The organism is Pseudotabrizicola alkalilacus (assembly GCF_003443995.1).
Taxonomy (GTDB): Bacteria; Pseudomonadota; Alphaproteobacteria; order Rhodobacterales; family Rhodobacteraceae; genus Pseudotabrizicola; species Pseudotabrizicola alkalilacus.
Genome location: NZ_QWEY01000013.1, coordinates 1 through 25,683, shown reverse-complemented (window position 1 = coordinate 25,683; position 25,683 = coordinate 1). Strand labels below are relative to the sequence as shown.

Here is a 25,683-nt window from a genome sequence, read left to right as displayed (position 1 = left end):
CCAGCCCACGCAAACCCGATGCCAGCAGCGCTAACCAGCGATATCCTTCTGCTCCGCCTTATCTTGCTGCGCGGCCTCATACTGCATCATGCAGTATTCAAACTCACGATGGTAGTCAGGCAGGAGGTGCCCCAACTTCGGAGTCGGCCTGCCATACATGCAATTAAAGTACTCTGGAGTCCAAGGCCAGATAGCCCTTTGCCCCATGACAAAGCGGGTGTCCTTGCTAAGGCACATGGCGCTCAAATCGGAAGAATTATGGATGTGGAGGTGGGGCCAGCCATAACTTGTTGGCTGGCTGGTGCCGTATGATATTTCACACGAAATAGACCCATCTGCGTCATCCAAGAACACATCGGTCACAATGCAGCGCCGGAGCTTCCACTCATGGGGAGGAGTAGTTTCTGGGTATATTGCCGCCACGATGTCCATCCGGACCGGAGGAACTTTGGTCCATGGCGGCATTTATCTTATCCGAACTGGACGACGCGGCCAGTATCGTTCACGGACCTCAATGTCCGTCCGGCCAAAGCCTTGGCCATACGCTCTTTCACAAGCGCCATCCCCTCTGGGGATACAGTATCATTCACGCCATCTTCGTCTGGCAGGCAGTTCTTAACCGACTTGCCGAACTTAGCGGCTTGGTCATGTTTCTTCTGCGCCATAAATTTCTCCAACTTCATTCATACAGTGCGATCTGGTATGGGTTACCACCTTAGACAACGATTCTGTCGGCTTTGTGTTCCCTTGCGGTGGCACATATCTCGTTTTCTTGCGGCTGTGCCATCGTACGCTGCATTCTCTTTCGCAAGCGTTACTGCGAAAGCCCATTCGAAGCAACGGTTAAAAAGTCGCAGCACGACTAACAGAAACGTTGAGACGCTGCGTCGAGCTTACGTCGCCGCACGTCAAGCCGCCCGCTGCCAGTACCCTTTCCACGCGCGGCTGACAGGGCAACCCATCGCATTCGCCACCAGACCGTGCGCCAGAACGCCGTTGCTTTCGCGGCGCTTGTCTTCCAGCCACGCGGCTTGCGTTGCGTACTGGTGCAGGTAGCGCGGGCTGACGTGGTGGTGCTGGCCCTGCACCATGCGACGCAGGCGCGAGAAGTAGCTTTCAGCCCAGTTGGTGTGCTTGCCGTGGTCGCTGTAAACTTCGCTGTGGTTGACTCGGTCAACTTCCCAACCGGCATGCAGCATGTCCCAGTGCGAGGCTTCATCAGCCGACAGGGTAGCCATGCGGTCAACGTTCTCGTTCACCAGCGCCACGCCTTCGGCTTCTGCCATGGTCACGATAGGCAAGGTGCGGCCAAGACGCTCACGCATCACAACGACAACGCGGCGGCGTCCGTTCTGATGTTCTTTCTTGCGGCGGTCCACGCGGTCAGCCTTTACGTTGGCGGGACGGATATGACCGCCGAAGTAAGCGCCATCAACTTCGACGTGCCCCGTCAGGATTTCGCCCGTGTGGACCTCCAGCGCCATTGCCTCGCGCAGCTTGTGAGCCAGCACGAAAGCGGTCTTGTATTGGCAGTCCAGATCGCGCGAAAGCTGCACCATGGAAACGCCCTTGGCGGCGTTCACGGTGATGATGATCGCGGCCAGCAGGTCAACGAAAGCCATCTTGCGGCTGGCAAAGATCGTGCCGGAAGTCACCGAGAACTGGCGCAGGCAAGCCTTGCACTTGAACTTGCGGCGGGTGGTGATCTTGTAGGTTTCAAAGCAACCGCACTCTGGGCAAACGGCTTCGCCATCAGTTTCCGGCCAGCGCATTTTGCAGAACGTGTCATGGGCCGCAGCTTCACCAGCTTTGTAGATCCCTTTGAGGCTCAGGGTGCGGGCCGCTGCAGAAAGGAGGAAGTGCTGTGCCATTTGTCATCGCCTGCGTTACGTATGTAACGTATATAGTGCGTTGACGTATCGCGCGCAAGGGCATAAGTAACGTATACAGTGCTTTTATTGCCAAGGGTGATGTATGATCGAAAAAACAGACTGGGAAGTCTTCGCCGCAAACATGCTCAAAGCCGAACTCAAGCGTAAAGGCGTGACCTATGCGCAGCTTGCGGACTTGATCGGGGATAAGGAAGTGAATATTCGCAATAAGTTAGCGCGCGGGAAGTTTCCGGCGGCGTTCCTGCTGCAGTGCTTCAGTGCTATCGGGACGCATGAACTAAGGTTCTAATGCTGGATTCGCCACATGAAGTTCTTGTCGTGAGATAGGGATATAGCTTCTTCAAGTTCTCCCCTTTTCAAATACTCACCAAAAACGGCAAGAACCTGAACCAACCCTTGTGGACGCGAGTGCTGCGCGAGGGTAACTATGTGCGGCGGCAAGGAAATTCCAATCTGGTCAAGCAACGCCAAGCACGTCAACGCGCGCGCTCCATATTGTGAGAAAAACTGTGCGCAAGTAACCGCTTCAAAATCTCTATCTGCCTCCCAAGAGTGCATGGAGGTTGTTTCTGCACCCCCGGCGCGTACCTGTTGACGCCTATGGGAATTATCTATCGCTCGCCTCTCCAAGAACCGAAGCATCTCCTGCGCCAAATCAGAGCATTCAGTTCCGGTTTTCTTTATTCGGCTTGGGTCTTTAAGATTTGGACGATCTAAAGGGGCGAGTTGGCGGTAAACAAGAAGCGAAGACGCTGCGCCAAGGACGAACATGGAAGCCAGCCAGAGCCAAAGACTGTTATCGACAACCCAGGCCATCATAGAAGGCCACGCTTTGACGAGCGTATCATCAATGCCTTGTGCCTCAGCCCATTTCTCAACGTTGAGACTTGTGACGATCCAAATCGTCCGACCGACAATTGAGAGAAGAAGAACCCCGGCGAGGCCGACTGTGCCCACGAAGAACTTATCGGCCCAAGTTTTGATTTCTGGCTTCCACATGCGTTAAACGTTGAAGCGATACGCGCGATTCTGGGAGTCATTTCTTTCACATCCACGCGCTTGGTGCGTTTGCTACATAACACCGCGGAAAAACAGCGTGGTGCCGCCCAGCGGGATCGGCAGGCCCAGCCGTTGCAGCCCCGGCAGGACGATGCGGAACCATGTCGCGTATTCGATGGTGAAACAGCGCGACAGCCAGTTGGTGGTGGGGTTGTAGAAATCGAGCATGCCTTGCAGGCAGGCCACATCGGGCCCGCGCTGATAAAACCGCTCCACCACACGGGTGATCTGATCCGGCTCCGGCGCGTCTTCGGCGTCATAGACCCCGATGATCGAGCCCCGGCAATGGTCGATGGCAAAGTTCAGCGCCCGCGGCTTGGTCTTGATCTGGCCATCGGGGACCACGACGATGCGCATCCAGGGCGGCAGATCGGCCCCGGCAAGCGCGTCGCGGGTCAGATGATCCTCGGCCTCGACCACCAGCACGATGTCGAGCAATTCGCGCGGGTAGTCCAGTTTGCCCAGACGGCGCACAAGGCGCGGGGCGATGTCGCTTTCGCCGTAAAGGGCGACGATGACTGAGACGACCGGCATCCGCACGATGATCGGCGGGGCTGGGTCGGGCGGGCGACGCAACGCGGCGGCCAGCCCGGCGGCGGCCTTGAGCAGGGTGGTCAACAGCAGGGTCAGAAAGGTCCAGCCGGTCAGCAGCCACAGCAGGCCCAGCGGCCAGACCAGCACCAGAAGGGCGACAAGACCACCCAGCAGCAGCGCCGGGCCTGTCAGGCCGGCACCGCCCAGCGTGCGGCAGCTTTCGGCATCGGGCACCCGTGTTTCTGCCGCCTGTGCCAACTGCCTGCCGCGCAGGGCCAGCACGGTGTCCTGCACCGCCTGCCGTGAGGTGATGGCCATGGCCACGGGGCCAAACAGCCGGGTCAGGTGGTCGCGGTGGTGCAGAAAATCTTCGGGTTCTGCCGTGGCGATCACGGTCGCGCCGCCTACATCGCGCCACGGCAGCATCGACTTGCGCAGGCAGCCGCTGGCGCCGAGCCGGTCCAGCAGCTGAGTGTCGGGCGGGGTTTTCTCCGGGTCGATGACACAGGTATCCCAATGCGCGGCCAGTGCGGCGTACATCTCATCTGGTGGCAGCGCGGCGCGGGCGAGCAGGATATCGGTGATCCGGCCCCGGCGCTGGGTCTGCAAGGCCAGCGCCTGCACAATCTCGTCGCCCTTGACCAGCCCGTCACGCAGCAGCGCCACACCCAGCGTATCGGCCCGGCTGAGCAGCGGCGCAGCGGGCAGCGCGCCTGCCAAGGGCACGACAACCGGCGCAGAACGGGGGAGCGGTTGAGCGGCGGACATGGAGCCTCGGCTGTTACCGGCCGAGGGTGGCATGAAACTGGTTAATGTGGTGTTAAAGCCGATGCAGCCTCGTGCTGCGGCGCGGGATCACCCGCGCCGGGCAGCGCGGCAGGTCACGCCCGCAGGTCAGGCGGGGCGGCGGGCCTGCATCTCGCGGGCAAATCGCTCGAACAGGTAATAGCTGTCTTGCGGGCCGGGGCTGGCCTCGGGGTGGTATTGCACCGAGAACACCGGCTTGCCGGTCACCGCAATGCCGCAGTTCGAGCCGTCAAACAACGAGACATGGGTTTCATCCACGCCTTTTGGCAGGGTCTGGCTGTCCACGGTAAAGCCGTGGTTCATCGAGGTGATTTCCACCTTGCCGGTGGTCAGATCCTTGACCGGGTGGTTGGCGCCGTGATGGCCGTGGTTCATCTTGACGGTCTTTGCCCCAAGGGCGAGGGCCAGCATCTGGTGGCCAAGGCAGATGCCGAACACTGGAATCTCTTTTGCCAGCACGCCCTGAATCATCGGCACCGCATAGGCCCCGGTGGCCGCCGGATCGCCGGGGCCGTTGGACAGGAACACGCCTTCGGGGTTCAGCGCCAGCACATCCTCGGCGGTGGCAGAGGCGGGCAGGACGGTGACTTCGCAGCCCGCCGAGGCGAGGCAGCGCAGGATATTGCGCTTTGCGCCATAGTCGATGGCGACGACGCGCAGGCCCGCCCCCTCACGCCGCGTATAGCCCTCGGGCCAGGCCCAGCGTTGTTCATCCCAAGCGTAGGATTGGGTGCAGGACACGTCTTTGGCCAGATCAAGGCCGACCAGACCCTTCCACGCGCGGGCGCGGGCGACCAGTGCCTCGATGTCGAAATTGCCGTCGGGGTCATGGGCCAGCGCCACATGCGGCGCGCCCTGCTGGCGGATGGCGCGGGTCAGGCGGCGGGTGTCGATGCCGCCGATGCCGATGCGGCCTTTCTTGAGCAGCCACGCGGTCAACTCACCGGTGGCGCGCCAGTTTGACGGCTCGGTCACATCCCATTTCACCACCATCCCGGCGGCGACGGGTTCGGCGGTTTCGTCATCTTCATCGGTCACGCCGGTATTGCCGATATGGGGGAAGGTGAAGGTGACAACCTGACCCGCATAGCTGGGGTCGGTCATGATTTCCTGATAGCCGGTCATCGCGGTGTTGAACACGAGTTCAGCGACCGTTTCCCCGACCGCGCCGAAGCCATTGCCGTAAAACACCGTGCCATCGGCCAGAGCAAGGCAGGCGGTAGCTTTCTGCTGAGCAGGCATGGCGGCGACTCCTATCAGTAAATTGGGCGGAACCTACGGGGGATAGCGGGCGGGGTCAAGGCTTTGTCACAAATGGAATATGTCAGGATTACAATGGCTTGGCAAAAGCATGGCCAGTTGTCCTCTGGCGCGAACCCCTGTATTATGCGCGCCTTGGTCCCTGATGGAAGGCATCCTCATGTCGCTGCGCGAACGTCTGCAGATTTCTCTGAAAGAAGCGATGAAGGCGAAGGAGGTGGACAGGCTGTCCACCCTGCGGTTGATCAACGCCGCCATCAAGGACCGCGAGATCGCGGTGCGGGGCGAAGGCGGCGAGGTCGAGGTGGGCGAGAGCGATATTCTGGCCATTCTGGGCAAGATGGTGAAGCAACGCCAGGAATCGGCCCGCGCCTATGAAGAGGGCGGGCGGCTGGAACTGGCGGAAAAGGAACTGGCCGAGGTCAAGGTGATCGAGGAATTCCTGCCGCGCCAACTGACCGCCGCCGAGGTCGAGGCCGCTATCGTGGCCGCCGTGGCCGAGGTGGGTGCAGACAGCATCCGTGACATGGGTAAGGTGATGGCGGTGCTCAAGGGCAAATATACCGGCCAGATGGATTTCGGCGCGGTCGGGCCGATGGTCAAGGCGCGGTTGTCCTGAGCTGACGCCAGCCTCCCTCCCCCCTTGTGGGGGAGGGCCGGGGCGGGGGGCGTGCTGGCCAAAGCGCCCCCACCCCCAGCCCCTCCCCACAGAGGGGGAGGGGAGGCGCAGGTTCTGGCTGTGTGGTTTGTGCGACCGCCCCTGATCCGGCCCGCGCGCGCCGGTGCAGCCCATGCCTCCCTCCCCCCTCGTGGGGGAGGGCCGGGGTGGGGGGGCGTGCTGGCCAAAGCGCCCCAGAGGAGGGGGCGGTGATCTTGCCTGTCCCCGCCCCGGCCTCCGGGCACCACCGCGCGGGCGCACCAAAAGTCATGACGTCAGGGGCAATCCTCCCGCTCAGTCCGCCGCGATCAACCGGCCCAGCCGCCGGATGCCTTCGTCAATCGCCGCCTCGTCGGCGCGCGAAAAGCTCAGGCGGATGGTGTTGCCGCCCGAGCCATCGGCAAAGAACGCGCGCCCCGGCACAAAGGCCACCCGCTCGGTCTCCAGCGACCGGGCCAGCAGCGCCGCACCGTCCATGGTTTCGGGCAGGGTGATCCAGACGAACATGCCGCCTTCGGGCCGGGTCCAGCTGACGCCCTTTGGCATCTCGCGCGACAAGGCCGCCAGCATGTGGTCGCGCCGTGCCTTGTAGACCTCACGCAACCCCGCCACATGGCTCTCGAACAGATTGGCGGCGACATCGGCAATCGCCATCTGGTTCAGGGTGCTGGAATGCAGATCGGCGGCCTGTTTCATCAGCACCAGCCGCCCGATCACCGGGCTGGCGGCACAGACCCAGCCCACCCGCAATCCGGGGGCCAGGGTTTTGGAGAACGAGCCGCAATAGATGGTGCGGCAGTCTTCGATGCTGCCCCCGGTCTTGGCCTTGCGCGCGATTTCCAGCGCCAGAATCGGCGGCACAGCCTCGCCGTCAAAGCGCAGGGCCTGATAGGCGGCATCCTCGACGATGGCGGCCCCCAGATCGTCGGCCAGATCCAGCACCCGTTCGCGGTCGGCGCGGGGGATCGTCTCGCCGGTCGGGTTGGCAAAATCGACCGAGAGATAGGCGAATTTCACCCGGCCCCCGGCCTCGGCGGCCTTGGCGGTGTATTCCGCCGCTCCCCGGTTGTCGCGCGGGTCCAGCCGGTCATAGACCGGCTCATAGGCGTTGAAGGCCCCCAAGGCCCCCATATAGGTCGGCCAGTTGACCAGCACGGTATCACCAGTGCCGATCATCAGCTTGCCCAGATAATCCAGCGCCTGCTGCGAGCCCGAGGTGATCAGGATGTTGTCGACGCCGCAGGGGATGCCAAGCCCGGTCATATGCGCGGCCAGCCATTGGCGCAGCGGCAGATAGCCCTCGCTCACCGAATATTGCAGCGCCGCGTCCGCTTTGCCGGGGGCAAGGGCGGCGGTCAGCGCGCCCTGAAACGCGGCGACCGGAAACAGCGCCGGGTCGGGAATGCCGCCGGCAAAGGAGATGATGTCGGGCTGATCCAAGAGCTTGAGCAGTTCGCGGATTTCCGATGCCTTCATCCGCCCCATGCGTGGCGCCAGAACCTGTTCCCATTGCATTGCCGTTTCCTCCCGGTCATTCCTGTGCGGGGCGCTGTCAGCGGCCCGTTTGATGCGCACCCTGCCGCGCCGGTGCAAGCAAGTCAATAATACTGACCCATGACTGCGACATTCGTGCCGCTTGCTCTGTAACAGCATTAAATGCATGCCTAAGGTCACAGCTACAGTCACGCTTGACCTTCGCAAAGGAGCCTTCGATGAAATCCCTGTACGCCGCCGCCCTTGCCCTCTGCGCCGCCCCGGTGTTTGCCGGTGACGCCGCCGTGGGCGAAAAGGAATTTGCCAAATGCAAATCCTGCCATGGCATCACCGCCGCTGACGGCACCACTATCGTCAAGGGCGGCAAAACCGGGCCGGACCTGTTCGGCATTGTGGGCAACCCTGTCGCCTCGGTCGCGGATTTCAAATATGGCGACGGCATTCTGGCTGCAGGCGCCACTGGCGCGGTCTGGGATGAGGCGAGCCTTGCCGCCTATATGACCGATCCTGCCGTGTGGCTGAAAGAAGTGACCGGCGACGCGGCAGCGAAGAGCAAGATGACCTTCAAGCTGCGCGCCAAGGCCGAAGATGTGGCGGCCTATCTGGCCACCCACAACTGAGCGCGGGTTGATTTGCCGCAGATCAGGGGCGCGCCACAACGTCGCGCCCTTTGTCTTGCGCGCCCGCCCCTGGCGGCCGCTTTGGCCGGGCTGAGGGTGCTGGCGGGGGCCAGACCGGAAAATCCGGGGCATTTTTCAACCCCCTGCGACATCTGCACTTGATCCAGATCAAATTCCCCCGTTGCCGCCACCCGTTCTGAAAGCTATTACCAAAGCTGAATATCCGACTCCGCTGGTCGGACGATCGCACATAACAAAAACGGGAGACGCCAATGGCGGACGCAGCCATCCATGGCCACGACCATGATCAGCGAGGGTTCTTTACCCGCTGGTTCATGTCGACCAACCACAAAGACATCGGGATTCTTTACCTGTTCTCCGGCGGTATCGTCGGCCTGATCTCGGTCATCTTCACCGTCTACATGCGGATGGAGCTGATGGAGCCGGGCGTGCAATACATGTGTGCCGAAGGCGCGCGGCTGATTGCCACCACCACCGACCAGTGTACGCCCAACGGCCACCTCTGGAACGTGCTGATCACCGCGCATGGCATCCTGATGATGTTCTTTGTGGTGATCCCGGCGCTGTTCGGGGGATTTGGCAACTACTTCATGCCGCTGCAGATCGGCGCGCCGGATATGGCGTTTCCGCGCCTGAACAACCTCAGTTACTGGCTTTACATCGCAGGTACGGCTCTGGCTGTGGCTTCGGTGCTGACACCTGGCGGCAATGGCCAACTTGGGTCGGGCGTGGGCTGGGTGCTGTACCCGCCGCTCTCGACCAATGAGGGCGGCTATTCGATGGATCTCGCGATCTTCGCGGTTCACCTGTCGGGGGCCTCGTCGATTCTGGGTGCGATCAACATCATCACCACCTTTCTGAACATGCGTGCCCCGGGCATGACCATGCACAAGGTGCCGCTGTTCGCCTGGTCGATCTTTGTCACCGCCTGGCTGATCCTGCTGGCGCTGCCGGTTCTGGCGGGTGCGATCACCATGCTGCTGACCGACCGCAACTTTGGCACCACCTTCTTCCAGCCCGAAGGCGGCGGCGACCCGATCCTGTATCAGCACATCCTGTGGTTCTTTGGCCACCCGGAGGTGTATATCATCGTGCTGCCAGCCTTTGGCATCATCTCTCAGGTCATCGCCACCTTCTCGCGCAAGCCGATCTTTGGCTATCTGCCGATGGTCTATGCGATGGTTGCCATCGGGGTGCTGGGCTTTGTCGTCTGGGCGCACCACATGTACACCGTCGGCATGTCGCTGACGCAGCAGTCGTACTTCATGCTGGCGACCATGGTGATCGCGGTGCCGACCGGCATCAAGATCTTCTCGTGGATCGCGACCATGTGGGGCGGCTCGATCGAGTTCAAGACGCCGATGCTCTGGGCGTTCGGCTTTTTGTTCCTGTTCACCGTCGGTGGTGTGACCGGCATCGTGCTGTCTCAGGCTGGTGTGGACCGGGCCTATCATGACACCTATTACGTCGTGGCCCACTTCCACTATGTGATGAGCCTCGGCGCCGTGTTCGGGATCTTTGCGGGCATCTATTACTGGTTCGGCAAGATGTCGGGCCGGGAATTCCCGGAATGGGCAGGCAAGCTGCACTTCTGGACGATGTTCATCGGCGCTAACCTGACCTTCTTCCCGCAGCACTTCCTGGGCCGTCAGGGCATGCCGCGCCGTTACATCGACTACCCGGAGGCGTTTGCCTACTGGAACTATGTCTCGTCGCTCGGTGCGTTCCTGTCGTTTGCGTCCTTCGTGTTCTTCATCGTCATGATGTTCTATGCGCTGAAATTCGGCCGCCGCGTGACCCAGAACAACTACTGGAACGAATACGCCGACACGCTGGAATGGACCCTGACCTCGCCGCCGCCTGAACACACGTTCGAGCAGCTGCCCAAGCGCGAAGACTGGGACAAACACCCCGCCCACTAAGGCGGATACCACAGCAAAAGGCCCCGGAGCGATCCGGGGCCTTTTTGCATTCAGGCGATCCGGCAAAGGTCAGGATCGCCCGACTTTGACCCCGCGCCCGATCTGCGGGATAGTGTGGCCAGACTGACGCCGCCAAAGGATGCCCCCCGCAATGATCCACCGCCTGCCACTGTTGCTGATTGCCACGCTTGCTGCCTGCGTCCAGCCACCTGCGCCGGATGAGCTGTATATGCCGACCGTAGAGTCAGCGCCGGGATCGACGCTGCACAGCTTTACCATCGACCGGGCGTATACGCTGACCGATACCCGCGAGCTGGCGTTCCGGGATCAGATCGCCGCGGAGGCGCGGCAGCTGTGTGGCTTGGGTGAGTATAGCCTGTATTCCTCGCGTCCCGTGGGGGTGGAGGTGGTGCGGGAGGATTTCCTTTATCGTCAGCATGAGGTGCAGATCACCTGTGACCGTTGATCACAAACGGCCGGGCATGGACATTGCCCCGCGCCGCTCTATTGTCCGGGCCTGAGCAAAAGGACCGCACCGCGCCATGCCCTATCAGTGGCTTCCCCCCGACCTGACCGACAGCGATACCCGGCATCTGCGGCTTTGGCCTTATCGGTCGCTGCCGCGTCAGGGGTTTGTCTGGTTCATCGGCGGCACTTCGGCGCTGATCACCCTGCCGCTGCTGGCGGTGCTGGGCTCGCCGGTGCTGTGGGGGCTGTTGCCGTTTCTGGTGCTGGCGGTGGCCGGGGTCTGGTGGGCGTTGCAGCGGAGTTACCGTGACGCCGAGATTGTCGAAGACCTGACCCTGACGCCGGGGCTTGTTACGCTGACCCGGCAGGGTCCGCGCAAGGCCCATGCCGAATGGCAGGCCAATCCGCATTGGGTGCGGGTCGAGATGCATAAGGTCGGCGGGCCGGTGCCACAGTACCTGACCCTGCACGGCGGCCCGCGCCCGGTCGAGATCGGGTCTTTTCTGTCAGAGGACGAGCGGGTGAGCCTGTCGGCAGAGCTGCGCGCGGCACTGGCCCTGCACAAGGGCTGACCGCTGCCCTTTGGCGGGGCAGGGGGGCGGGGCAGGAGGCGTGGCGTCAGTGTGGCGTCACGCCGCGCAGGCGTTCGGACCGGCGGCGCAGAATTTCCAGCGTGGCCAGCATCCCAATCGAGATCACCACCAGAATCGTCGCCACCGACAGGATCGCTGGGCTGATCTGTTCGCGGATGCCGTTCCACATCTGGCGCGGGATGGTCTGCTGGTCATGCGCGGCGACGAACAGCACCACCACCACCTCGTCAAACGAGGTGACAAAGGCAAACAGCGCGCCCGAGATCACGCCCGGCAGGATCAGCGGCATGGTGACCTTGAAAAACGTGGTGGTCGGCGGCGCGCCAAGGCTGGCCGCCGCCCGGTTCAGCGACTGGTCAAAGCCGATCAGCGTGGCGGTGACGGTGATGATGACAAAGGGAATGCCAAGCGTGGCATGGGCCAGTACAACGCCCAGATAGCTGCCGGTCAGCCGCCCGCAGTGCTGCGCAAGGCCGGTCCAGTTCAGCAGCGCGCAGGGGCTGGAGTAGAAAAAGAACAGCCCCGTCGCGGTGATGATGATCGGAACGATCATCGGTGAGATCAGGATCGCCATGATCAGGCGGCGATTGGGCATCTCGGGCCGCGACAGGCCCAAAGCGGCGATGGTGCCCAGCACCGTGGCCACGATGGTCGAGAAAAACCCGATGATCACCGAATTCTTGGCCGCATTGACCCAGGCGCTGTTCTGCCAGACCAGCGACCACCACGCCGCATCGCGCGGCACATCGGTGGGAACCGAAGGTTGCGTCAGCAACAGGTCGTACCAGCGCAAGGAATAGCCGGTCGGATCAAAGGCCAGCATCTTTTCGGTAAAGGTAAAGTAGGGCTCGGCGTTGAACGACAGTGGTATGACGATCAGGATCGGCGCGATCAGGAACAGAAAGATCAGCGCGCAGATCACCAGTCTGGTGTAATACCAGACCCGCTCCAACGGGGATGCGTAGACGGGAAGGGACATTCAGGTCACCCGAGCTTGAGGTTGTCGATGCCGACCAGCCGGTCGTAGATCCAGTAGAGCACCAGAACCGCGCCCAGCAACAGGGCGGCAAGGGCCGACGCGAGGGACCAGTTCAGGCTGCTTTGCATGTGGAAGGCGATGAGGTTGGAGATCAGCTGACCGCTTGCCCCGCCGACCAGAGCGGGCGTGATGTAATAGCCGACCGCCAGAATGAAGACCAAGAGCGACCCGGCACCTACCCCCGGCAGGGTTTGCGGCAGGTAGACGCGGCGGAACGCGGTCCAGCTGGTGGCGCCCAGCGAGCGCGCGGCGCGCACATAAGAGGGCGGGATCGGGCGCATCACCGAATACAGCGGCAGGATCATGAAGGGCAGCAGGATATGCGTCATCGCAATGATCGTGCCCATCTGGTTGTAGATCATCTGAATCCGCCCATCCTCGCTGATGATCCCCAGGGCCACCATGGTGTTGTTCACCACGCCCTGTTGTTGCAGCAAGACCATCCAGCTGGTGGTGCGCACCAGAAGCGAGGTCCAGAACGGCAGCAGCACCAGAATCATCAGCAGGTTGGACCATTTCATCGGCAGGGTGGCCAGCAGATGCGCAATCGGAAAGCCCAGCAGAAAGCAGGTGAAGGTGATCAGCCCGGCCAGCAGGAAAGTCTTGACGAACAGGCTGACATAGATCTGCCGTTCCTCGGGCATGGGCACGATCTTGCCGTTCACATCGCGCGTCATGTCGATCGCGGCGAGGAAAAAGTTGGCGCTATAGGCATCAGACACTTGCCGCATGGTGCCCCACAGGTTGGGGTCGGCCCATTTTTCATCTGCCGCCAGCAGCGCATCGCGATAGGGCGGCTCGAACCGCGCCGCTCCGCGCGCGGTCGAGGTGAACAGCGACCGGGTGCCAGACATCTCGTAATTGACGCGGGTGCCGACCACGCCGACGCTGCGCGCGGCGGCGGCGTCTTTCAGATCCAGCGCCAGCGCCTCCCATGCGGCGTCGTCCGGTTCGGTGCCGGGCGGGGTTTCGGCAAACCATGCCGTCATGCGCGGCATGTTGGCAGAAAACCCGTCGTTGTAGATCGCCTGATGCATCAGCTGCCCGATGGGCACGATAAAGGTGATGACGATAAAGGCCAGCAGCGGCAGAACCAGCAGGAACGCCCGCCGCTTGGCGCGCTTTTGCGCGGTGGCCAGCGCCGATTTCAGCGGGCGGCCGTCGCTGGTGGTCAACAGACCCCCGGCAGGTGCAGACATGTCAGCCATCAGAAAACCCCCTTTGCAACGGATCGGGGCGGCGGTTGTGCCGCCGCCCCGCGCCTGATCAGATCAGTTCGACGCCAGCCAGGCGTTGAAACGTTCGTTCAGCTCGGTGTCGCGGTCGACCCAGAACTCATACGAGGAGGGCAGCGCATTGGTCAGGTTTTCGGCGGCGGTGGGCATGAAGGGGCCCATCTCGGTCTTGCCATCCATGAACAGGCCGACCAGCGGGCCCGAGGAATGGCGCGCCGGGCCATAGGCGATCCACTTGGCCTGATCGGCCAGCGCCTGGGTGGTGGTGGCATAGGTCAGGAACTGCTTGGCCGCTTCCATGTTGGGCGCACCCTTGGGGATCGCATAGCCGTCATATTCATAGACCTGACCGTCAAACACCTGCTTGAACGGCTTGCCCTCGGTCACTGCCGCCGCAAAGAAGCGACCGTTGTACCCGGTGGTCATCGCGACCTCGCCATCGGCCAGCAGTTGCGGAGGCTGGGCGCCCGCTTCCCACCAGATCATGTCGTTCTTGATGGTGCTCAGCTTGGCAAAGGCGCGGTCCACACCCTCCGGCGTTTCCAGAATGCCGTAAACCTCGTCTGCGGGCACGCCATCGGCCATAAGGGCCATCTCGAGATTGACCTTTGCGCCTTTGCGCATGCCGCGCTTGCCCGGATATTTCGCGGTGTCAAAGAAATCCGCGATGGTGGTCGGCGGGTCCGTGGGGAACTTGCTTTCGTCAAAGGCGTAAAGCGTCGAGAACACGATGGTGGCGACATAGCAGTCGGTCACGGCGCCGGGCAGGAAATCATCCATTGCGGGCGTCCCGTCGGCACCGGGGGCCAGGATGGCAGGGTCCAGCACTTCCAGCAGACCTTCATCACACAGGCGCACGGCATCGGCATATTCCAGATCGACCACGTCTACGGTGACGTTACCCGCTTCGACCTGTGCCTTGATCGGAGCGGCCGGGTTGTCGGCATCGACGTTGACGACGGTGATCCCGGTCTCGGCGGTAAAGGGTTTGTGGTAGGCTTCGATCTGGCTGGTGGCATAAGCGCCACCCCAGGACATGACGGCGATTTCCTGCGCCGAAGCGGCAAAGCCAAGGCCCGAAAGGGCGGTGGACAGGACAAGAAGTTTCTTCATTGGCAAGCTCCCATATTGGTTATCGGTGGTTCTTTTGTCCGCTGTGTGCGGCACTCCCCTTGTGGCCGGGGAATTGGTCAGATCGGGTCGAGCGCACGGGCATCCTGCGGATGCCAGCCGACCTTTATCTGCTCGCCGGGGCTCAGACGGGTCTGCCCCTGCGTATTGCGGCATTTCATCACGAAGTCATCCGACCCCGCGACCCGCAGCCGGGTGCGCAGGATGTCGCCCATATAGATGACCTCCAGCACTTCGGCCCCGATCATGTGCGCGCCGGGCGGCATCATTCCGGTCTTGAATTCCACCCGTTCTGGCCGGATCGAAACCAGCGTCTGCTGCCCTTTCTGGGTGACGTTGACGGGGGTTGCGTCGATCAGCTCGCCGGTGGCCAGCCGCACCAGTGCCTTGTCACCCGACAGCTCTTCGAGTGTGCCGGGCAGCTTGTTGTTCTCGCCGATAAAGCCCGCCACAAAGCTGTTGTCGGGGCGTTCATACAGATCGGCGGGCGGGGCAAGCTGCTGGATGCGGCCATCGTTGAACACGGCAATGCGGTCCGACATGGTCAGCGCTTCGCCCTGATCATGGGTGACATAGACCACGGTGATGCCAAGGCTTTCGTGCAGGTGCTTGATTTCAAACTGCATATGTTCGCGCAGCTGTTTGTCCAGCGCGCCAAGTGGTTCATCCATCAAGACCAGCTTCGGGTCAAACACCAGCGCGCGCGCAAGGGCGATCCGCTGTTGCTGGCCACCGGACAGCTGGGCCGGGCGCCGGTTGGCAAAAGCCCCCATCTGCACCATGTCCAGCGCGCGCGCCACCTTGGCCTCGCGGTCGGATTTGCCCATGCCGCGCACTTCGAGCGGAAAGGACAGGTTTTCGCCCACCGTCATATGCGGAAACAGCGCGTAATTCTGGAACACCATGCCGATGCCGCGCTTGTGCGGCGGCACCATGTTGATGTTGGTGCCATCAAGCCGGATCTCGCCATTGGTGGCGGTCTCGAACCCGGCCAGCATCATCAGGCAGGTGGTCTTGCCCGACCCCGAAGGCCCGAGCATGGTCAGAAACTCCCCCTTGGCGATGTTAAGGTTAAGATCTTTGACGACAAGGCTCACGCCGTCATAGCTTTTCTGTACCCGGTCAAAGGCAACAAAGGCGTCGTTGTGGCTTTCGCTCACCGCGCTGGTCTCCCCATGTGGTCCGGCAGATTTTCTGCACTCGTTAGGATGACTAAAGCCAATGCGGCCCTGCATTGCAACTGGCTTGTCACAATTTAAGGCATGGCATGGCGAATGCGGGAAAATCAGTCATATTGCGCCGCTTTCGCCGTCTGTTGCGGCAGTTGGCGGGCGGAAGCCGGGCGAATTGCCTGCACTTTGGCCGTTCGGGGCCGCGGAAGGCGACGGCGCGGCGCGCAAGGGGGCAAAACGCCAGAAGGCGCCCGGTTCAGGGGCGCCTTCTGATGGAATTCCAGGTCGTGGTGCGGATGAAAAGACTCGAACTTTCACTCCGGTTAAGGAACAGCGACCTCAACGCTGCGCGTCTACCAATTCCGCCACATCCGCAGACACGACCTGGATGGCGGGCTTTTAGCGAAGCCGCGCGGCGAAGGAAAGGGGGATTCTACGCCCCCCGATGCTTTCTCTGATGCGCCCGGTCCACCGTGTGAAAACCGCCGCCAGTCTCAGTTGCCCAGCAGCAGAAACGGCAGCTTTGCCGCCGACATCACCACCCGCGCACCGGCCGAGTCTGCTGCCGGGGCGGTCGGGGTTGCGTCGGCCTGTGCCACAGATTGTGGTGCGACGGGTGCGGCAGCCGGGGCCGCCTCGGGCACCACCGCAAACTGCGGCAGGGTTGCAGGCACCACCGGCACCAGCGCATCGGCGCGGCCTGCTGCGGTATAAGCCGCCTTGCGGATCACTGCGCCCCGGTCACCCAGACCGGGCGCAAACACCGCCTGACCCTGGCCGATGGCGGTCAGCCCCATGTCATACCAGTCCAGCGCCAGCTCGGGCCGGACGGTGGCACCGTAACCCTGGCTCAGGTGATGGCCCAGCAGTTCGGCATAGCCCTGCTCGCCCAACGCGGTCAGCAGCAGCGCTGATCCCACCGCCACATCCATCGCATCGGTGGTATAGCCGACGCCAAGGCAGACCTTGGCCGTGCCCGACAATTGTGCCGGTGACATGCCCGAGCCAAGGATAAAGCCCTGCACCCCGCTGAGCACCGCATCGCGGGGTTTCAGCGACAGCCCGGCCACATGCTCGGCCAGCACCGGGCCAAAGCCCGCGCATTGCTCGGCGATCTGGGTGGGGGTGAATCCTGCAACCTTGCCTGCCAGTTCTTCCCCTGTGGCCATGGCATAGGTCCGCGCCAGACAGAACTGTTCCCCCAGCGCAAAGCCGGGGTCGGTCATGCTGGCCTCGGTCACATAGCCGCCGTTGGTGTTGGTCATCAGGCTGATCTTGTTGCAATGGCTGGCCAGCGAGACCTGCGTGTTGCCTGCGCCCATGAAACTGGGCAGGGCGGGTGCTGCGGCCATCGCCACCGGTGGGGCCTCGGGCATCAGCGCGGGCAGGGCCGGGGCCGCTGCCATCACGCCAGCCGAAGGGGCGACGGGTGCGGCGGGGACAGCCGCCATTGCGGGTGGAATGCCCGCCATCTCGTCGCGCTGCATCAGCAGCAAGCCTTTCATCCCCATCGGATGCGTCGCTGCCGCCTGCGCCACCACCGGCCCGCCCGCAATCGCGCGGTGATAGGCGGTGACCAGCACCGTGCGTTCGTAATCGGTCAGCTGCCCGCTGGGCGGATAGCCCAGCGTGGCCTGATAGCTGGAGATCGCCGCGCGGCTTTTGGGACCGATGGAGCCGTCGGGCGTGCCGACCGGGTAGCCAAAGTGATTGAGCGCGGTCTGCACCTCGCGGTTGGCCTCGCGCTGCGCGCTGGAAATTCCCGGCTGGGTCGATTTGGTTGACCGACGCTGCGTGGTGGCCTGGCGCTTTTGCTGGTCGCGGGCGATGGCATGGCCGAGAATGCCGCCGATCAGCGCGCCCGCAATCGCATCGCCCGCATCGGCGTGAACCGGCTCTGCCGGGGTCAGGCCCAGCCCTGCGATAATCCCGACGGTTGCAATTGCTTTGAACTTCATCACATCTCTCCCCAAATGGCAGACTCACTTTCAATTGGCGAAAAGGCTATCACGATCCCGCGAGCTGCCTAGTCCTCTTTTCCTTACCCACAGGCCCCCCATGCCCGAATGGCTGAACCTTCCCGGTCTTTCCCCCTATGCCGAAACGCTGGCCGCGATGGAGTCGCGGGCCGAGGCCATCGCGCGCGGCGAGGCGCCCGAGGCGATCTGGCTGCTGGAACATCCACCGCTCTATACCGCTGGCACCAGCGCACGCGACGCCGATCTGACCGACCCGGACCGTTTCCCGGTGCATGCCGTGGGGCGGGGCGGGCAATACACCTATCACGGGCCGGGGCAGCGGGTGGTCTATGTGATGCTGGATGTCGGCGCGCGGGGCCGCGATGTGCGCTGCTTTGTGCGGGCAATGGAAAACTGGGTGATCGCGGCGCTGGCCGAATTCAACGTGACCGGCGAGGTGCGCCCGGGCCGGGTCGGCGTCTGGGTGCCGCGCCCTGAACGGGCCGGGCCGGAGGGACAGCCCGCTGAGGACAAGATCGCGGCGATTGGCGTCAAGCTGCGGCGCTGGGTCAGCTTTCACGGCATTTCCATCAATGTGGAGCCGGATCTGTCACATTTCTCGGGCATCGTGCCCTGCGGCATCCGTGATCATGGCGTGACATCGCTGGTCGATCTGGGTCTGCCGGTCACGATGGACGATCTGGACCTGGCGCTGAAAACCACCTTTCCGCGGTTTTTCCCCGAGGGCGGGTTGCGGCCCGACGGGGTCAGCCCCCCGGCCTGCGCGGGCTGATCGTCAGCGTGGCGTAGCCCCCACCCCCATCCCCTCCCCACAAAGGGGGAGGGGAGGCGCAGGCTTTCCGGCGTTGCGTCCGCGCCCGCCGGATGCGTGAACCTGCCCGGCACAGGTGCCTCCCTCCCCCCTTGTGGGGGAGGGCTGGGGTGGGGGGCGTGGGGACCAAGGCACCAAAGCCGCAGTTTTGCGCGCGGGTCAGGGCAGGATCGCCAGCCACATCCAGACCGAGCCGATCGACAGCGCCGTGGCGATCAGCACGGCCGAGGCGTTCACCCGCTTGCCCACGCCATACATATGCGCGAACAGATAGGCGTTGACGCCGGGGGCCATTGCCGCCGTCACCACCGCCGAGCGCAGCGCGGCAGTCTCAAGCGCAAACACTTGCGTGGCCAGCAACCATGTCACCCCCGGATGCACGATCAGCGATGCGGCGCAGACCATGGCGATGGTGGCGCGGTCGCCCTCTGGCTTATAGCGCAGCAGCACGCCGCCAAGGCCGAACAGCGCCGCAGGAATCGCGGCGCGGGTCATCAGATCCACCCCTGACCAGAACGCCCCCGGCAACGGCAGTCCTGACAGGTTGACGGCAAAGCCCAGCGTGATGCCGATGACCAAGGGCTGCGAAAACACCGCCCGCCCGATCTGGCGCGACAAGGCTGCCGCCGACAACCCCTGTCCGCGCGTACGCGCCCATTCCATCAGCCCGATGCCAAAGCCGTACAGCATGGGGGAGTGGATCGAGATGATGGCAAAATTGCCCTGCAGCGCATCAACCCCGTAAGCCCGCTCGGTGATCGGCAGGCCCAGCAGCAGCGAGTTGGAAAACAGGCCGGCAAAGCCGATGGCGACGGAATCGGTCAGCGGCCGGTTGAACAACCAGCGCGCCCCGGCAAAGCAGACAGCAAAGCCGCTGAACGCCCCGGCATAGAACGACACCAGCAGCCCGGTCTCATAGGCCCCCGACAGGTCCAGCGTGGCGATAGAGCGGAACAACAGGCAGGGCACCGCGAAATTCTGCGCAAACCGCATCAGCCCGTCGACGGCAGTGTCAGAAAACAACCCGAAGCGGGCGGCCGCGTAGCCAAAGGCGATGACCATGAAGACCGGCAGGATCACGTCCAGCAGGGCAGTCATGCCGCAATCTCGATCACCATGCCATCAAACGCGGGGCGGACATGGGCGGGCAGCTCGGTCAGCAGCACGGCATAATCCAGATCATTGTGCATGTTGGTCAGCACCGCACGGGCGGGTTGCGCACGGTCAATCCAGCCCAAAGTCATGTCCAGATGGGCATGGGTCGGGTGCGGCTTGCGGCGCAGCGCATCGACCACCCAGACCTCCAGCCCGGTCAGCAGCGGCCAGTGCGTCTCGGGGATCGCCACCGCGTCGGGCAGATAGGCCAGCCCGCCGATGCGAAAGCCCAGGGCATCCATGCTGCCATGTTCGCACAGAAACGGGGTCAGCGTCAGATCGCCGCCAGCCCCGGTCACCGAAAACGGCGTGTCATCGGTGATGGTGTTCAGATCCAGGATCGGCGGGTAGGGGCTGCCCGCAGGCTGCACAAAGGCATAGCCAAAGCGCGAGATCAGCGCATCCTGTGTCGGGCCGTCGGCCCAGACCGGCAGACGGCGGCGGATGTTGAACACCACCTGCCGCAGGTCGTCGATGCCATGGGTATGATCGGCATGGGCATGGGTAAAGGCCACTGCATCCAGCACCCCCACCTGAGCCGCCAGCAGTTGCGCATGCATGTCGGGCGAGGTGTCGATCAGCACCCGGGTTGTGCCGCCAGCGCCGATCCGCTCTGCCAGCAGCGAACAGCGGGTGCGGCGGTTCTTTGGGTTGGCAGGGTCGCAATCGCCCCAGTCCGGCGCTTTCATCCCAAGCCGTGGCACCCCGCCAGAGGAACCGCAGCCAAGGATGGTAAAGCGCAGCCGGTCGGTCATGCTGCACTGTCCGGCAGGCGGGCACGGGTGAACAGCCGGTCAAAATTCGCGGTGGTCTGTGCCGCAAAGGCTGCTTCCGAAATGCCGAACAAAGCCGCCCCGGCCTTGCCGGTATAGGTGGTATAGGCCGGTTCGTTGCGCCGCCCGCGATAGGGCGGCGGGGCCAGATAGGGGCTGTCGGTTTCCAGCAGAATGCGGTCCACCGGGCAGGCGGCAAAGATGTCGCGCAGCTCTTGCGAGCGCGGAAACGCCGCGATGCCCGACATCGACAGGTAAAACCCCAGCTCCAGCGCCGCTTTTGCCAACCCCTCGCCACTGGAAAAGCAGTGCATCACGCAGGAATAGGGCCGGTCGCGATAGCCTTCGGTCAGGATCGCCGCCATATCCTCATCGGCCCCGCGCGCATGGATGATCAGTGGCAGGCCGGTTTCCTGTGCGGCGGTGATGTGCAGGCGCAGGCTTTGCTGCTGCACGTCCTTGGTCTCGGCGGTGTAGTGGTAATCCAGCCCCGTCTCGCCGATGCCGACGAATTTCGGGTGCTGCGCCAGCGCCACCAGCTGATCGACCGTCGCCATCGGCTCTTCCGCCGCGCTCATCGGATGGGTGCCTGCGGCGTAGAACACCGAAGCATGCGCCTCGGCAATTGCGCGCACGACCGGTTCGTTGCGCAGACGGGTGCAGATTGTCACCATCCGCCGCACCCCTGCGGCATGGGCGCGGGCGATGATCTGATCCAGTTCGCCCGCGAAATCCGGAAAATCAAGGTGGCAGTGGCTGTCAACGATGTCAGGGGGCTGTCGGAGGGGCATGCAACGCTCATTTCTGGGCGAGCTGTCCCGCCGTCTCGTCAATTTTGAGCAAGCTATCCATCAGAAGCGCGGCAGGGTCAAGGTTGACCGCCTTGCCCCGGCGCGCCCGCAGCGACAAGGTTTGCGCAAGGTCGGCCCAGCCCCGCGCGGCCTGTTCCGTGGGCACCAGCCGGGCAAACAGATCGCCCTCACCGCGCGCCGCCTCGGGCGGCAACTGGCGCAGGGTGCCAGCGCGGGCCAGCCGCGCCAGAAACAGATCGAGCAGCGTCACGATCAGGTCAAAACGCTCTTCCGACCCCTTGCCCGCGCCGGTTTCGGCCAGTGTCAGCGCACGCGAGCGGTCCAGCCGGGGCAGGGTGGTGAACAGCTGGATCAGACCGGCATAGGTTTTCAAGCCGTCCAGATTGGTCAGCCGGAATGCCTCGCCGACCGAGCCACCGGCCAGCTCGCCAAGCGCCTGCACATCATCCGGGTCGACCGCGCCGCCCGCCTGTTCCAGCGCCCGCGCAAGGGGTTCGGGCGGCAGCGCGGTCAGCCGAAGCTCGCGGCAACGTGACCGGATCGTGGGCAACAGCCGGTGCGGCTGGTGCGCGACGACAAGGAAAGTCACATCGGCGGGCGGTTCTTCGAGCAGTTTCAGCAGCGCATTCGCCGCCCCGGTGTTCAGATCATCCGCCGCGTCGATGATCGCCACCCGGCGGCCGCCATCCGCTGCCGACAGCGCAAAGAACGATTTCATCTTGCGCACCTCATCCACCCGGATATCGGCAGAGAGCGCGGTTTCCTTGTCATTGGCCCCGCGTCGCAGCAGGAACAAGCGCGGTTCGGCCAGTTGCAGCATCCGGCGCGCCACGGGGGCATCGGTGGGAATGTCCATCGACTCGGGCGGCGGGGCGGCAAACATGCCGCCATCATCGGGGGGCGTCGCCAGCAGGAACCGCGCGATGCGCCAGGCAAGCGTCGCCTTGCCCACGCCCTTTGGCCCGGTGATCAGCCAGCCATGATGCAAGCGGCCCGAGGTAAAGGCATTGAGAAACGCACTCTCCGCCGCGTCATGGCCAAACAGTCGCCGGGTTTCGCGCGGATGCGGCGCGCCTTCGATCCGGTCAGGTTCGGGCAGGTCGGCGGCGGCCATCAGCGCGCCCCGATCACGGTCAGCGCCTGCGTCAACACATCGGCGGCCACCGCATCCGGGCTGCGCGCGCCGTCGATCACGCGAAAACGGGCGTGGCGGGCGGCCAATGCCAGAAACCCGGCCCGCGCGCGGGTCTGAAACGCCAGCCCCATATCTTCGAACCGCATCTCGGCTCCGGCGCGGGCGGTGGCGCGGGCCAGTCCCTGCACCGGGTCCAGATCAACCAGCAGGGTCAGGTCAGGTTCGACGCCGATCATCAGATCATGCAGCGTATCGACCGTAGCCGACAGATCGCCCCGCGTGATGCCCTGAAAAATCCGGGTGGAGTCGGCAAACCGGTCGGTAATCACGACATCGCCCCGCGCCAATGCCGGGCGGATGGTTTTCTCCACATGGTCGCGGCGGGCGGCGGTGAACAGCAGGATCTCGGTCTCGGCCGACCAGCGGTCGGTCGCTCCCTCCAGCACCAGACGGCGGATTTCCTCGGCCCCGGCGCTGCCGCCCGGCTCGCGGGTCAGGGTCACGCCGTGGCCGGATGCGCGCAAGGCATCGGCCAAAAGGCGCGCCTGCGTTGACTTGCCAGAGCCGTCAATGCCTTCAAAACTGATGAAAATCCCGGTCATGGCCCCGCCTATCAGGAGGCGGGCTGCTCGTCGAGGTAGCGCGCGCGCAACACATCCACCGCCGTCAGCAACCGCTTGCCAAAGCCGCCCTTGGCGACATCGGCCTCGACCACCAGCGGCACGCGGGCATCGGGCAGGTCGGGGATATGGATGATCATCTCGCCCACCTGTGTTCCGGCCGTCAGCGGTGCCCTGAGCGGGCCGGTGTAGACGACTTCGGCGGTGGCGTTTTCCTGCACCAGTGCGGGCACCAGCAGCCGCACATCTGCCGCTGGCACCAGGCCGACCGTATTTGCCGCTCCCATCCAGACCGGCGCCTCAGCCACACGCTGCCCGGCCTTGACCAGCGTTTTCTCGGCAAACTGGCGGAAGGCCCAGGACACGATCCGCTCTGCCTCTTCGGCGCGTTCGCGTTCTGTGGCCAGCCCGGTGATCACAAAGATCACCCGCCGGTTGCCCTGCGCCGCCGATCCGGCAAGGCCAAAACCCGCCTCGGACGTGTGGCCGGTCTTCAGCCCGTCAGCGCCGACCCCCAGCGCCAACAGCGGGTTGCGGTTGTTGGCATTGGCCGGGGCGCGGTCCTTGTAATCAAAGGTCGTCTCGGCAAAGATCGGGTAGAATTCGGGGAAATCGACGATCAGCCGCTTGGACAGAATGCCCAGATCGCGCATCGACATCACATGCCCCACCGCAGGCCAGCCGGAGGCGTTGCGGAACACCGAATGCTGCATCCCCAAGGCGCGCGCGCGCGCAGTCATCTGATCGGCAAACGCCTCCTCAGTCCCCGCCAGCCCTTCGGCCACAGCCACACAGGCGTCATTTCCCGAGTTGACGATCATGCCGTGGATCAGATCGCTGACTGTGGGGCGGTCCGATTCCTGCAAGAACATGGTCGAGCCGCCCATCGCCGCCGCGCGGGACGACACCGGAAAGGCGGTGTCCATCGTGACGCGGCCATCGCGCAGTGCCTCGAACAGCATGTTGATGGTCATCAGCTTGGACATGCTGGCGGGCGGCAGGGCCAGATCGGCGTTCTTGTCCATCAGCACCGTTTCCGTGCTCACGTCATAAACCCAGGCGGCCGTGGCCCGTGTCTCGAACGCCTGCGCCATCGGCGCTGCGAGCAACAGAATCACGGTCAAGACCGGGCGGAACAGGGTTCGAAACTGGGGGCGCATCGGATCTCCGGCAGCTTATCGTTTCAGGAAATAGGCATCGGGAAAGCCAAGTCCCTTGACCTTTGTCATCGTCGCCGCATCGCCGCGCGTGGTCACTGACCACAGCGCCTTGCCCTGGCTTTCCTCACGCCGCACGGTGCCGGTCAGCCCAGCCTTTTTCAGCGTTTCCGCCGCACGGGTGGCATTCGCCTCAACCGAGAAGATCCCGATCTGAATGGTGCGTCCGCCAGCTGCGGCTGCTGGGACTGCAGGTTTTGGCACCGCTGCCGGGGCAGGGGCCGCGGCGGCGCCACTGACCACAGGGGCCAAGGCTGTCGGTGATACCGGCTTGCCATCGGCCCGGTCCAGCGCCGCCGCGGCACCCGCAATCGGATCAAGCGACTGGGTTTCCACCGTTTCCGACGAATCAAGGATCGGCTTTGTCGCGTCGGTGGTGATCTGCTCTTCCTCGCGACGCAGCGCGATCACGCTGACATCGGCAGGCGCGCCGGCCAGAATGCCCAGTGCCGCCGCCGCATCGGACGAGATCTGTAGCTTGGGCCCCGGATTTTCGATCTCGCGCCGGAACAGCGCGCCAATCACGAATTTCCCATTGCCGGTGTTGCGGATGATCACCCGCTCGGGGTCTTTGGCATCGGGCGAGGCGACCCAGACACCTCCCAGCGACGGACGGCCATCCCACAGCGCCTTGTCGAGGGTCTGAAACACCTCGGGCGCTTCGACATCGCGGTCGACCAGCCGGGTCGAGGTAGAAGCCGAAGGTCGCGTCTGCGCGCCATCGGCGGTGTCACCGCGTTTGAACGGGTTCCCGCCATCCACACAAGCGGCCAGAGCCGTGCTTGCGACTGTCATCAGGATAAGCGACCTGATCCGTGCCTGTGCCATTCCTTGCCCCCGATGGGCGCAGGTTCATCCTGCGCTTTTTTCCCGTGTCCGCCCCTTGCCGGTGCGGCCTTTGCCCGATGCATAGCGTGATTTGTGGCTGCATCATACCGTTGTGCGCCCCGCGTGGAAAGGGCGCGCGCAACGATCGGCACAGATCGACACGCACAGTTGACCAATCCGCACCACACCGCTTGAATTCGCCGCCAAGCCCGGATAATCGGTGCCAGCTGGAAGTGTGGCCGAGTGGTTTAAGGCTCTAGTCTTGAAAACTAGCGTGCGGGGAACCGTACCGTGGGTTCGAATCCCACCGCTTCCGCCACCTAGGCTCTGGACCCATTAATTTTCTTGCGGGTCGGACAACTCACTGATTCACTTGCGGCACCACAGGGGGTGCTGCCATGAGCGAGATGATCCTGCTTTCCGAAGCCCAGATGGCGCGGATATCGCC

Annotated in this window: 25 protein-coding genes and 2 tRNA genes; 8 read left to right on the top strand and 19 right to left on the bottom strand. The window is 63.6% G+C overall.

Features of this window, described 5'->3' with window-relative positions; translation table 11 throughout:
* Positions 1-470: 470 nt before the first annotated feature.
* Both D1012_RS18720 and D1012_RS18715 read right to left on the bottom strand, forming a co-directional pair.
* Positions 471-665, bottom strand: a complete 195-nt coding sequence (locus tag D1012_RS18720; RefSeq protein ID WP_158569396.1) for a hypothetical protein — start codon at positions 663-665, stop codon at positions 471-473.
* A 243-nt stretch (positions 666-908) separates the two neighbouring features.
* Entirely contained in the window at positions 909-1,871 is a 963-nt protein-coding gene (locus tag D1012_RS18715) for an IS1595 family transposase (protein ID WP_118155662.1), read from the bottom strand.
* 103 nt (positions 1,872-1,974) lie between these two features.
* On the opposite strand from D1012_RS18715, the gene D1012_RS18710 reads away from it, so the two are divergent.
* Positions 1,975-2,181, top strand: coding sequence for a DUF6471 domain-containing protein (locus D1012_RS18710; RefSeq protein ID WP_118155661.1), 207 nt, complete (start codon positions 1,975-1,977; stop codon positions 2,179-2,181).
* Here the strand turns inward: D1012_RS18710 and D1012_RS18705 are convergent.
* The 3 genes from D1012_RS18705 to carA form a co-directional block, all read right to left on the bottom strand.
* Positions 2,178-2,891, bottom strand: coding sequence for a hypothetical protein (locus tag D1012_RS18705; RefSeq protein ID WP_118155660.1), 714 nt, complete (start codon positions 2,889-2,891; stop codon positions 2,178-2,180). The genes D1012_RS18710 and D1012_RS18705 overlap by 4 nt on opposite strands.
* A 72-nt stretch (positions 2,892-2,963) precedes the next feature.
* Positions 2,964-4,253, bottom strand: coding sequence for a glycosyltransferase (locus D1012_RS18700; RefSeq protein ID WP_233517183.1), 1,290 nt, complete (start codon positions 4,251-4,253; stop codon positions 2,964-2,966).
* A 126-nt stretch (positions 4,254-4,379) separates the two neighbouring features.
* Positions 4,380-5,534: a glutamine-hydrolyzing carbamoyl-phosphate synthase small subunit gene (gene carA / locus D1012_RS18695; RefSeq protein WP_118155658.1), complete on the bottom strand. Its 1,155-nt coding sequence runs from the start codon at positions 5,532-5,534 to the stop codon at positions 4,380-4,382.
* A gap of 178 nt (positions 5,535-5,712) precedes the next feature.
* Between carA and D1012_RS18690 the strand changes: the two genes are divergently transcribed.
* Positions 5,713-6,171: a GatB/YqeY domain-containing protein gene (locus tag D1012_RS18690; RefSeq protein ID WP_118155725.1), complete on the top strand. Its 459-nt coding sequence runs from the start codon at positions 5,713-5,715 to the stop codon at positions 6,169-6,171.
* A gap of 333 nt (positions 6,172-6,504) precedes the next feature.
* Here the strand turns inward: D1012_RS18690 and D1012_RS18685 are convergent, their stop codons facing one another.
* On the bottom strand, positions 6,505-7,725 hold the full coding sequence (locus D1012_RS18685) for an aminotransferase-like domain-containing protein (RefSeq protein WP_118155724.1): 1,221 nt from the start codon (positions 7,723-7,725) through the stop codon (positions 6,505-6,507).
* Positions 7,726-7,922: 197 nt separating this feature from the next.
* On the opposite strand from D1012_RS18685, the gene D1012_RS18680 reads away from it, so the two are divergent.
* The 4 genes from D1012_RS18680 (at position 7,923) to D1012_RS18665 (ending at position 11,307) form a co-directional block, all read left to right on the top strand.
* Positions 7,923-8,324: a c-type cytochrome gene (locus tag D1012_RS18680; protein ID WP_118155657.1), complete on the top strand. Its 402-nt coding sequence runs from the start codon at positions 7,923-7,925 to the stop codon at positions 8,322-8,324.
* A 272-nt stretch (positions 8,325-8,596) separates the two neighbouring features.
* On the top strand, positions 8,597-10,267 hold the full coding sequence (ctaD, locus tag D1012_RS18675) for a cytochrome c oxidase subunit I (protein WP_118155656.1): 1,671 nt from the start codon (positions 8,597-8,599) through the stop codon (positions 10,265-10,267).
* 151 nt (positions 10,268-10,418) lie between these two features.
* Positions 10,419-10,733 carry a hypothetical protein gene (locus D1012_RS18670; RefSeq protein WP_118155655.1) on the top strand — a complete coding sequence of 105 codons (315 nt, stop codon included), beginning with the start codon at positions 10,419-10,421 and terminating at the stop codon, positions 10,731-10,733.
* A gap of 76 nt (positions 10,734-10,809) precedes the next feature.
* Positions 10,810-11,307, top strand: a complete 498-nt coding sequence (locus D1012_RS18665) for a DUF2244 domain-containing protein (protein WP_118155654.1) — start codon at positions 10,810-10,812, stop codon at positions 11,305-11,307.
* 46 nt (positions 11,308-11,353) lie between these two features.
* Here the strand turns inward: D1012_RS18665 and D1012_RS18660 are convergent, their stop codons facing one another.
* The 6 genes from D1012_RS18660 to D1012_RS18635 form a co-directional block, all read right to left on the bottom strand.
* Positions 11,354-12,307, bottom strand: coding sequence for an ABC transporter permease (locus tag D1012_RS18660; protein WP_118155653.1), 954 nt, complete (start codon positions 12,305-12,307; stop codon positions 11,354-11,356).
* A gap of 5 nt (positions 12,308-12,312) precedes the next feature.
* Positions 12,313-13,575 (bottom strand): ABC transporter permease, encoded by a 1,263-nt coding sequence (locus tag D1012_RS18655; RefSeq protein WP_118155652.1) that lies wholly within the window; start codon positions 13,573-13,575, stop codon positions 12,313-12,315.
* Between the two features lie 63 nt (positions 13,576-13,638).
* Positions 13,639-14,715: an ABC transporter substrate-binding protein gene (locus D1012_RS18650; protein ID WP_118155651.1), complete on the bottom strand. Its 1,077-nt coding sequence runs from the start codon at positions 14,713-14,715 to the stop codon at positions 13,639-13,641.
* A gap of 77 nt (positions 14,716-14,792) precedes the next feature.
* Positions 14,793-15,893 carry an ABC transporter ATP-binding protein gene (locus tag D1012_RS18645; RefSeq protein ID WP_233517182.1) on the bottom strand — a complete coding sequence of 367 codons (1,101 nt, stop codon included), beginning with the start codon at positions 15,891-15,893 and terminating at the stop codon, positions 14,793-14,795.
* Positions 15,894-16,193: 300 nt separating this feature from the next.
* Positions 16,194-16,280: transfer RNA gene (locus D1012_RS18640), tRNA-Leu, on the bottom strand.
* Between the two features lie 119 nt (positions 16,281-16,399).
* Positions 16,400-17,863 (bottom strand): peptidoglycan-binding domain-containing protein, encoded by a 1,464-nt coding sequence (locus D1012_RS18635; RefSeq protein WP_118155649.1) that lies wholly within the window; start codon positions 17,861-17,863, stop codon positions 16,400-16,402.
* A 100-nt stretch (positions 17,864-17,963) separates the two neighbouring features.
* On the opposite strand from D1012_RS18635, the gene lipB reads away from it, so the two are divergent.
* Positions 17,964-18,656: a lipoyl(octanoyl) transferase LipB gene (gene lipB / locus D1012_RS18630; RefSeq protein WP_118155648.1), complete on the top strand. Its 693-nt coding sequence runs from the start codon at positions 17,964-17,966 to the stop codon at positions 18,654-18,656.
* Between the two features lie 198 nt (positions 18,657-18,854).
* Here the strand turns inward: lipB and D1012_RS18625 are convergent, their stop codons facing one another.
* The 7 genes from D1012_RS18625 to D1012_RS18595 are packed head-to-tail and all read right to left on the bottom strand — an operon-like array spanning position 18,855 to position 25,202.
* Positions 18,855-19,793: an AEC family transporter gene (locus D1012_RS18625; protein WP_118155647.1), complete on the bottom strand. Its 939-nt coding sequence runs from the start codon at positions 19,791-19,793 to the stop codon at positions 18,855-18,857.
* Positions 19,790-20,605 (bottom strand): MBL fold metallo-hydrolase, encoded by an 816-nt coding sequence (locus D1012_RS18620; RefSeq protein WP_118155646.1) that lies wholly within the window; start codon positions 20,603-20,605, stop codon positions 19,790-19,792. The genes D1012_RS18625 and D1012_RS18620 overlap by 4 nt, the downstream gene beginning before the upstream one ends.
* Complete coding sequence (locus D1012_RS18615) at positions 20,602-21,414, bottom strand: TatD family hydrolase (RefSeq protein WP_118155645.1); 813 nt, start codon at positions 21,412-21,414, stop codon at positions 20,602-20,604. Before D1012_RS18615 ends, D1012_RS18620 begins: the two co-directional genes overlap by 4 nt.
* Positions 21,415-21,421: 7 nt before the next feature.
* Positions 21,422-22,549, bottom strand: a complete 1,128-nt coding sequence (locus tag D1012_RS18610) for a DNA polymerase III subunit delta' (RefSeq protein WP_118155644.1) — start codon at positions 22,547-22,549, stop codon at positions 21,422-21,424.
* Positions 22,549-23,172 (bottom strand): dTMP kinase, encoded by a 624-nt coding sequence (tmk, locus tag D1012_RS18605; RefSeq protein WP_118155643.1) that lies wholly within the window; start codon positions 23,170-23,172, stop codon positions 22,549-22,551. The genes D1012_RS18610 and tmk overlap by 1 nt, the downstream gene beginning before the upstream one ends.
* 11 nt (positions 23,173-23,183) lie before the next feature.
* The gene (locus tag D1012_RS18600; protein ID WP_118155642.1) at positions 23,184-24,350 is read right to left on the bottom strand and encodes a D-alanyl-D-alanine carboxypeptidase family protein; all 1,167 of its coding nucleotides are present in this window, start codon (positions 24,348-24,350) and stop codon (positions 23,184-23,186) included.
* A 15-nt stretch (positions 24,351-24,365) separates the two neighbouring features.
* On the bottom strand, positions 24,366-25,202 hold the full coding sequence (locus tag D1012_RS18595) for an SPOR domain-containing protein (protein WP_233517181.1): 837 nt from the start codon (positions 25,200-25,202) through the stop codon (positions 24,366-24,368).
* 262 nt (positions 25,203-25,464) lie between these two features.
* Between D1012_RS18595 and D1012_RS18590 the strand changes: the two genes are divergently transcribed.
* Positions 25,465-25,554 (top strand) — tRNA-Ser (locus D1012_RS18590).
* The last annotated feature ends 129 nt before the right edge of the window (positions 25,555-25,683 follow it).

What these genes read in the sequence shown, in the direction of transcription:
- D1012_RS18720 (WP_158569396.1), bottom strand. Translation starts at nt 665, where the DNA reads ATGGCGCAGAAGAAACATGACCAAGCCGCTAAGTTCGGCAAGTCGGTT.
- D1012_RS18715 (WP_118155662.1), bottom strand. Translation starts at nt 1,871, where the DNA reads ATGGCACAGCACTTCCTCCTTTCTGCAGCGGCCCGCACCCTGAGCCTC.
- D1012_RS18710 (WP_118155661.1), top strand. Translation starts at nt 1,975, where the DNA reads ATGATCGAAAAAACAGACTGGGAAGTCTTCGCCGCAAACATGCTCAAA.
- D1012_RS18705 (WP_118155660.1), bottom strand. Translation starts at nt 2,891, where the DNA reads ATGTGGAAGCCAGAAATCAAAACTTGGGCCGATAAGTTCTTCGTGGGC.
- D1012_RS18700 (WP_233517183.1), bottom strand. Translation starts at nt 4,253, where the DNA reads ATGTCCGCCGCTCAACCGCTCCCCCGTTCTGCGCCGGTTGTCGTGCCC.
- carA (WP_118155658.1), bottom strand. Translation starts at nt 5,534, where the DNA reads ATGCCTGCTCAGCAGAAAGCTACCGCCTGCCTTGCTCTGGCCGATGGC.
- D1012_RS18690 (WP_118155725.1), top strand. Translation starts at nt 5,713, where the DNA reads ATGTCGCTGCGCGAACGTCTGCAGATTTCTCTGAAAGAAGCGATGAAG.
- D1012_RS18685 (WP_118155724.1), bottom strand. Translation starts at nt 7,725, where the DNA reads ATGCAATGGGAACAGGTTCTGGCGCCACGCATGGGGCGGATGAAGGCA.
- D1012_RS18680 (WP_118155657.1), top strand. Translation starts at nt 7,923, where the DNA reads ATGAAATCCCTGTACGCCGCCGCCCTTGCCCTCTGCGCCGCCCCGGTG.
- ctaD (WP_118155656.1), top strand. Translation starts at nt 8,597, where the DNA reads ATGGCGGACGCAGCCATCCATGGCCACGACCATGATCAGCGAGGGTTC.
- D1012_RS18670 (WP_118155655.1), top strand. Translation starts at nt 10,419, where the DNA reads ATGATCCACCGCCTGCCACTGTTGCTGATTGCCACGCTTGCTGCCTGC.
- D1012_RS18665 (WP_118155654.1), top strand. Translation starts at nt 10,810, where the DNA reads ATGCCCTATCAGTGGCTTCCCCCCGACCTGACCGACAGCGATACCCGG.
- D1012_RS18660 (WP_118155653.1), bottom strand. Translation starts at nt 12,307, where the DNA reads ATGTCCCTTCCCGTCTACGCATCCCCGTTGGAGCGGGTCTGGTATTAC.
- D1012_RS18655 (WP_118155652.1), bottom strand. Translation starts at nt 13,575, where the DNA reads ATGGCTGACATGTCTGCACCTGCCGGGGGTCTGTTGACCACCAGCGAC.
- D1012_RS18650 (WP_118155651.1), bottom strand. Translation starts at nt 14,715, where the DNA reads ATGAAGAAACTTCTTGTCCTGTCCACCGCCCTTTCGGGCCTTGGCTTT.
- D1012_RS18635 (WP_118155649.1), bottom strand. Translation starts at nt 17,863, where the DNA reads ATGAAGTTCAAAGCAATTGCAACCGTCGGGATTATCGCAGGGCTGGGC.
- lipB (WP_118155648.1), top strand. Translation starts at nt 17,964, where the DNA reads ATGCCCGAATGGCTGAACCTTCCCGGTCTTTCCCCCTATGCCGAAACG.
- D1012_RS18625 (WP_118155647.1), bottom strand. Translation starts at nt 19,793, where the DNA reads ATGACTGCCCTGCTGGACGTGATCCTGCCGGTCTTCATGGTCATCGCC.
- D1012_RS18620 (WP_118155646.1), bottom strand. Translation starts at nt 20,605, where the DNA reads ATGACCGACCGGCTGCGCTTTACCATCCTTGGCTGCGGTTCCTCTGGC.
- D1012_RS18615 (WP_118155645.1), bottom strand. Translation starts at nt 21,414, where the DNA reads ATGCCCCTCCGACAGCCCCCTGACATCGTTGACAGCCACTGCCACCTT.
- D1012_RS18610 (WP_118155644.1), bottom strand. Translation starts at nt 22,549, where the DNA reads ATGGCCGCCGCCGACCTGCCCGAACCTGACCGGATCGAAGGCGCGCCG.
- tmk (WP_118155643.1), bottom strand. Translation starts at nt 23,172, where the DNA reads ATGACCGGGATTTTCATCAGTTTTGAAGGCATTGACGGCTCTGGCAAG.
- D1012_RS18600 (WP_118155642.1), bottom strand. Translation starts at nt 24,350, where the DNA reads ATGCGCCCCCAGTTTCGAACCCTGTTCCGCCCGGTCTTGACCGTGATT.
- D1012_RS18595 (WP_233517181.1), bottom strand. Translation starts at nt 25,202, where the DNA reads ATGACAGTCGCAAGCACGGCTCTGGCCGCTTGTGTGGATGGCGGGAAC.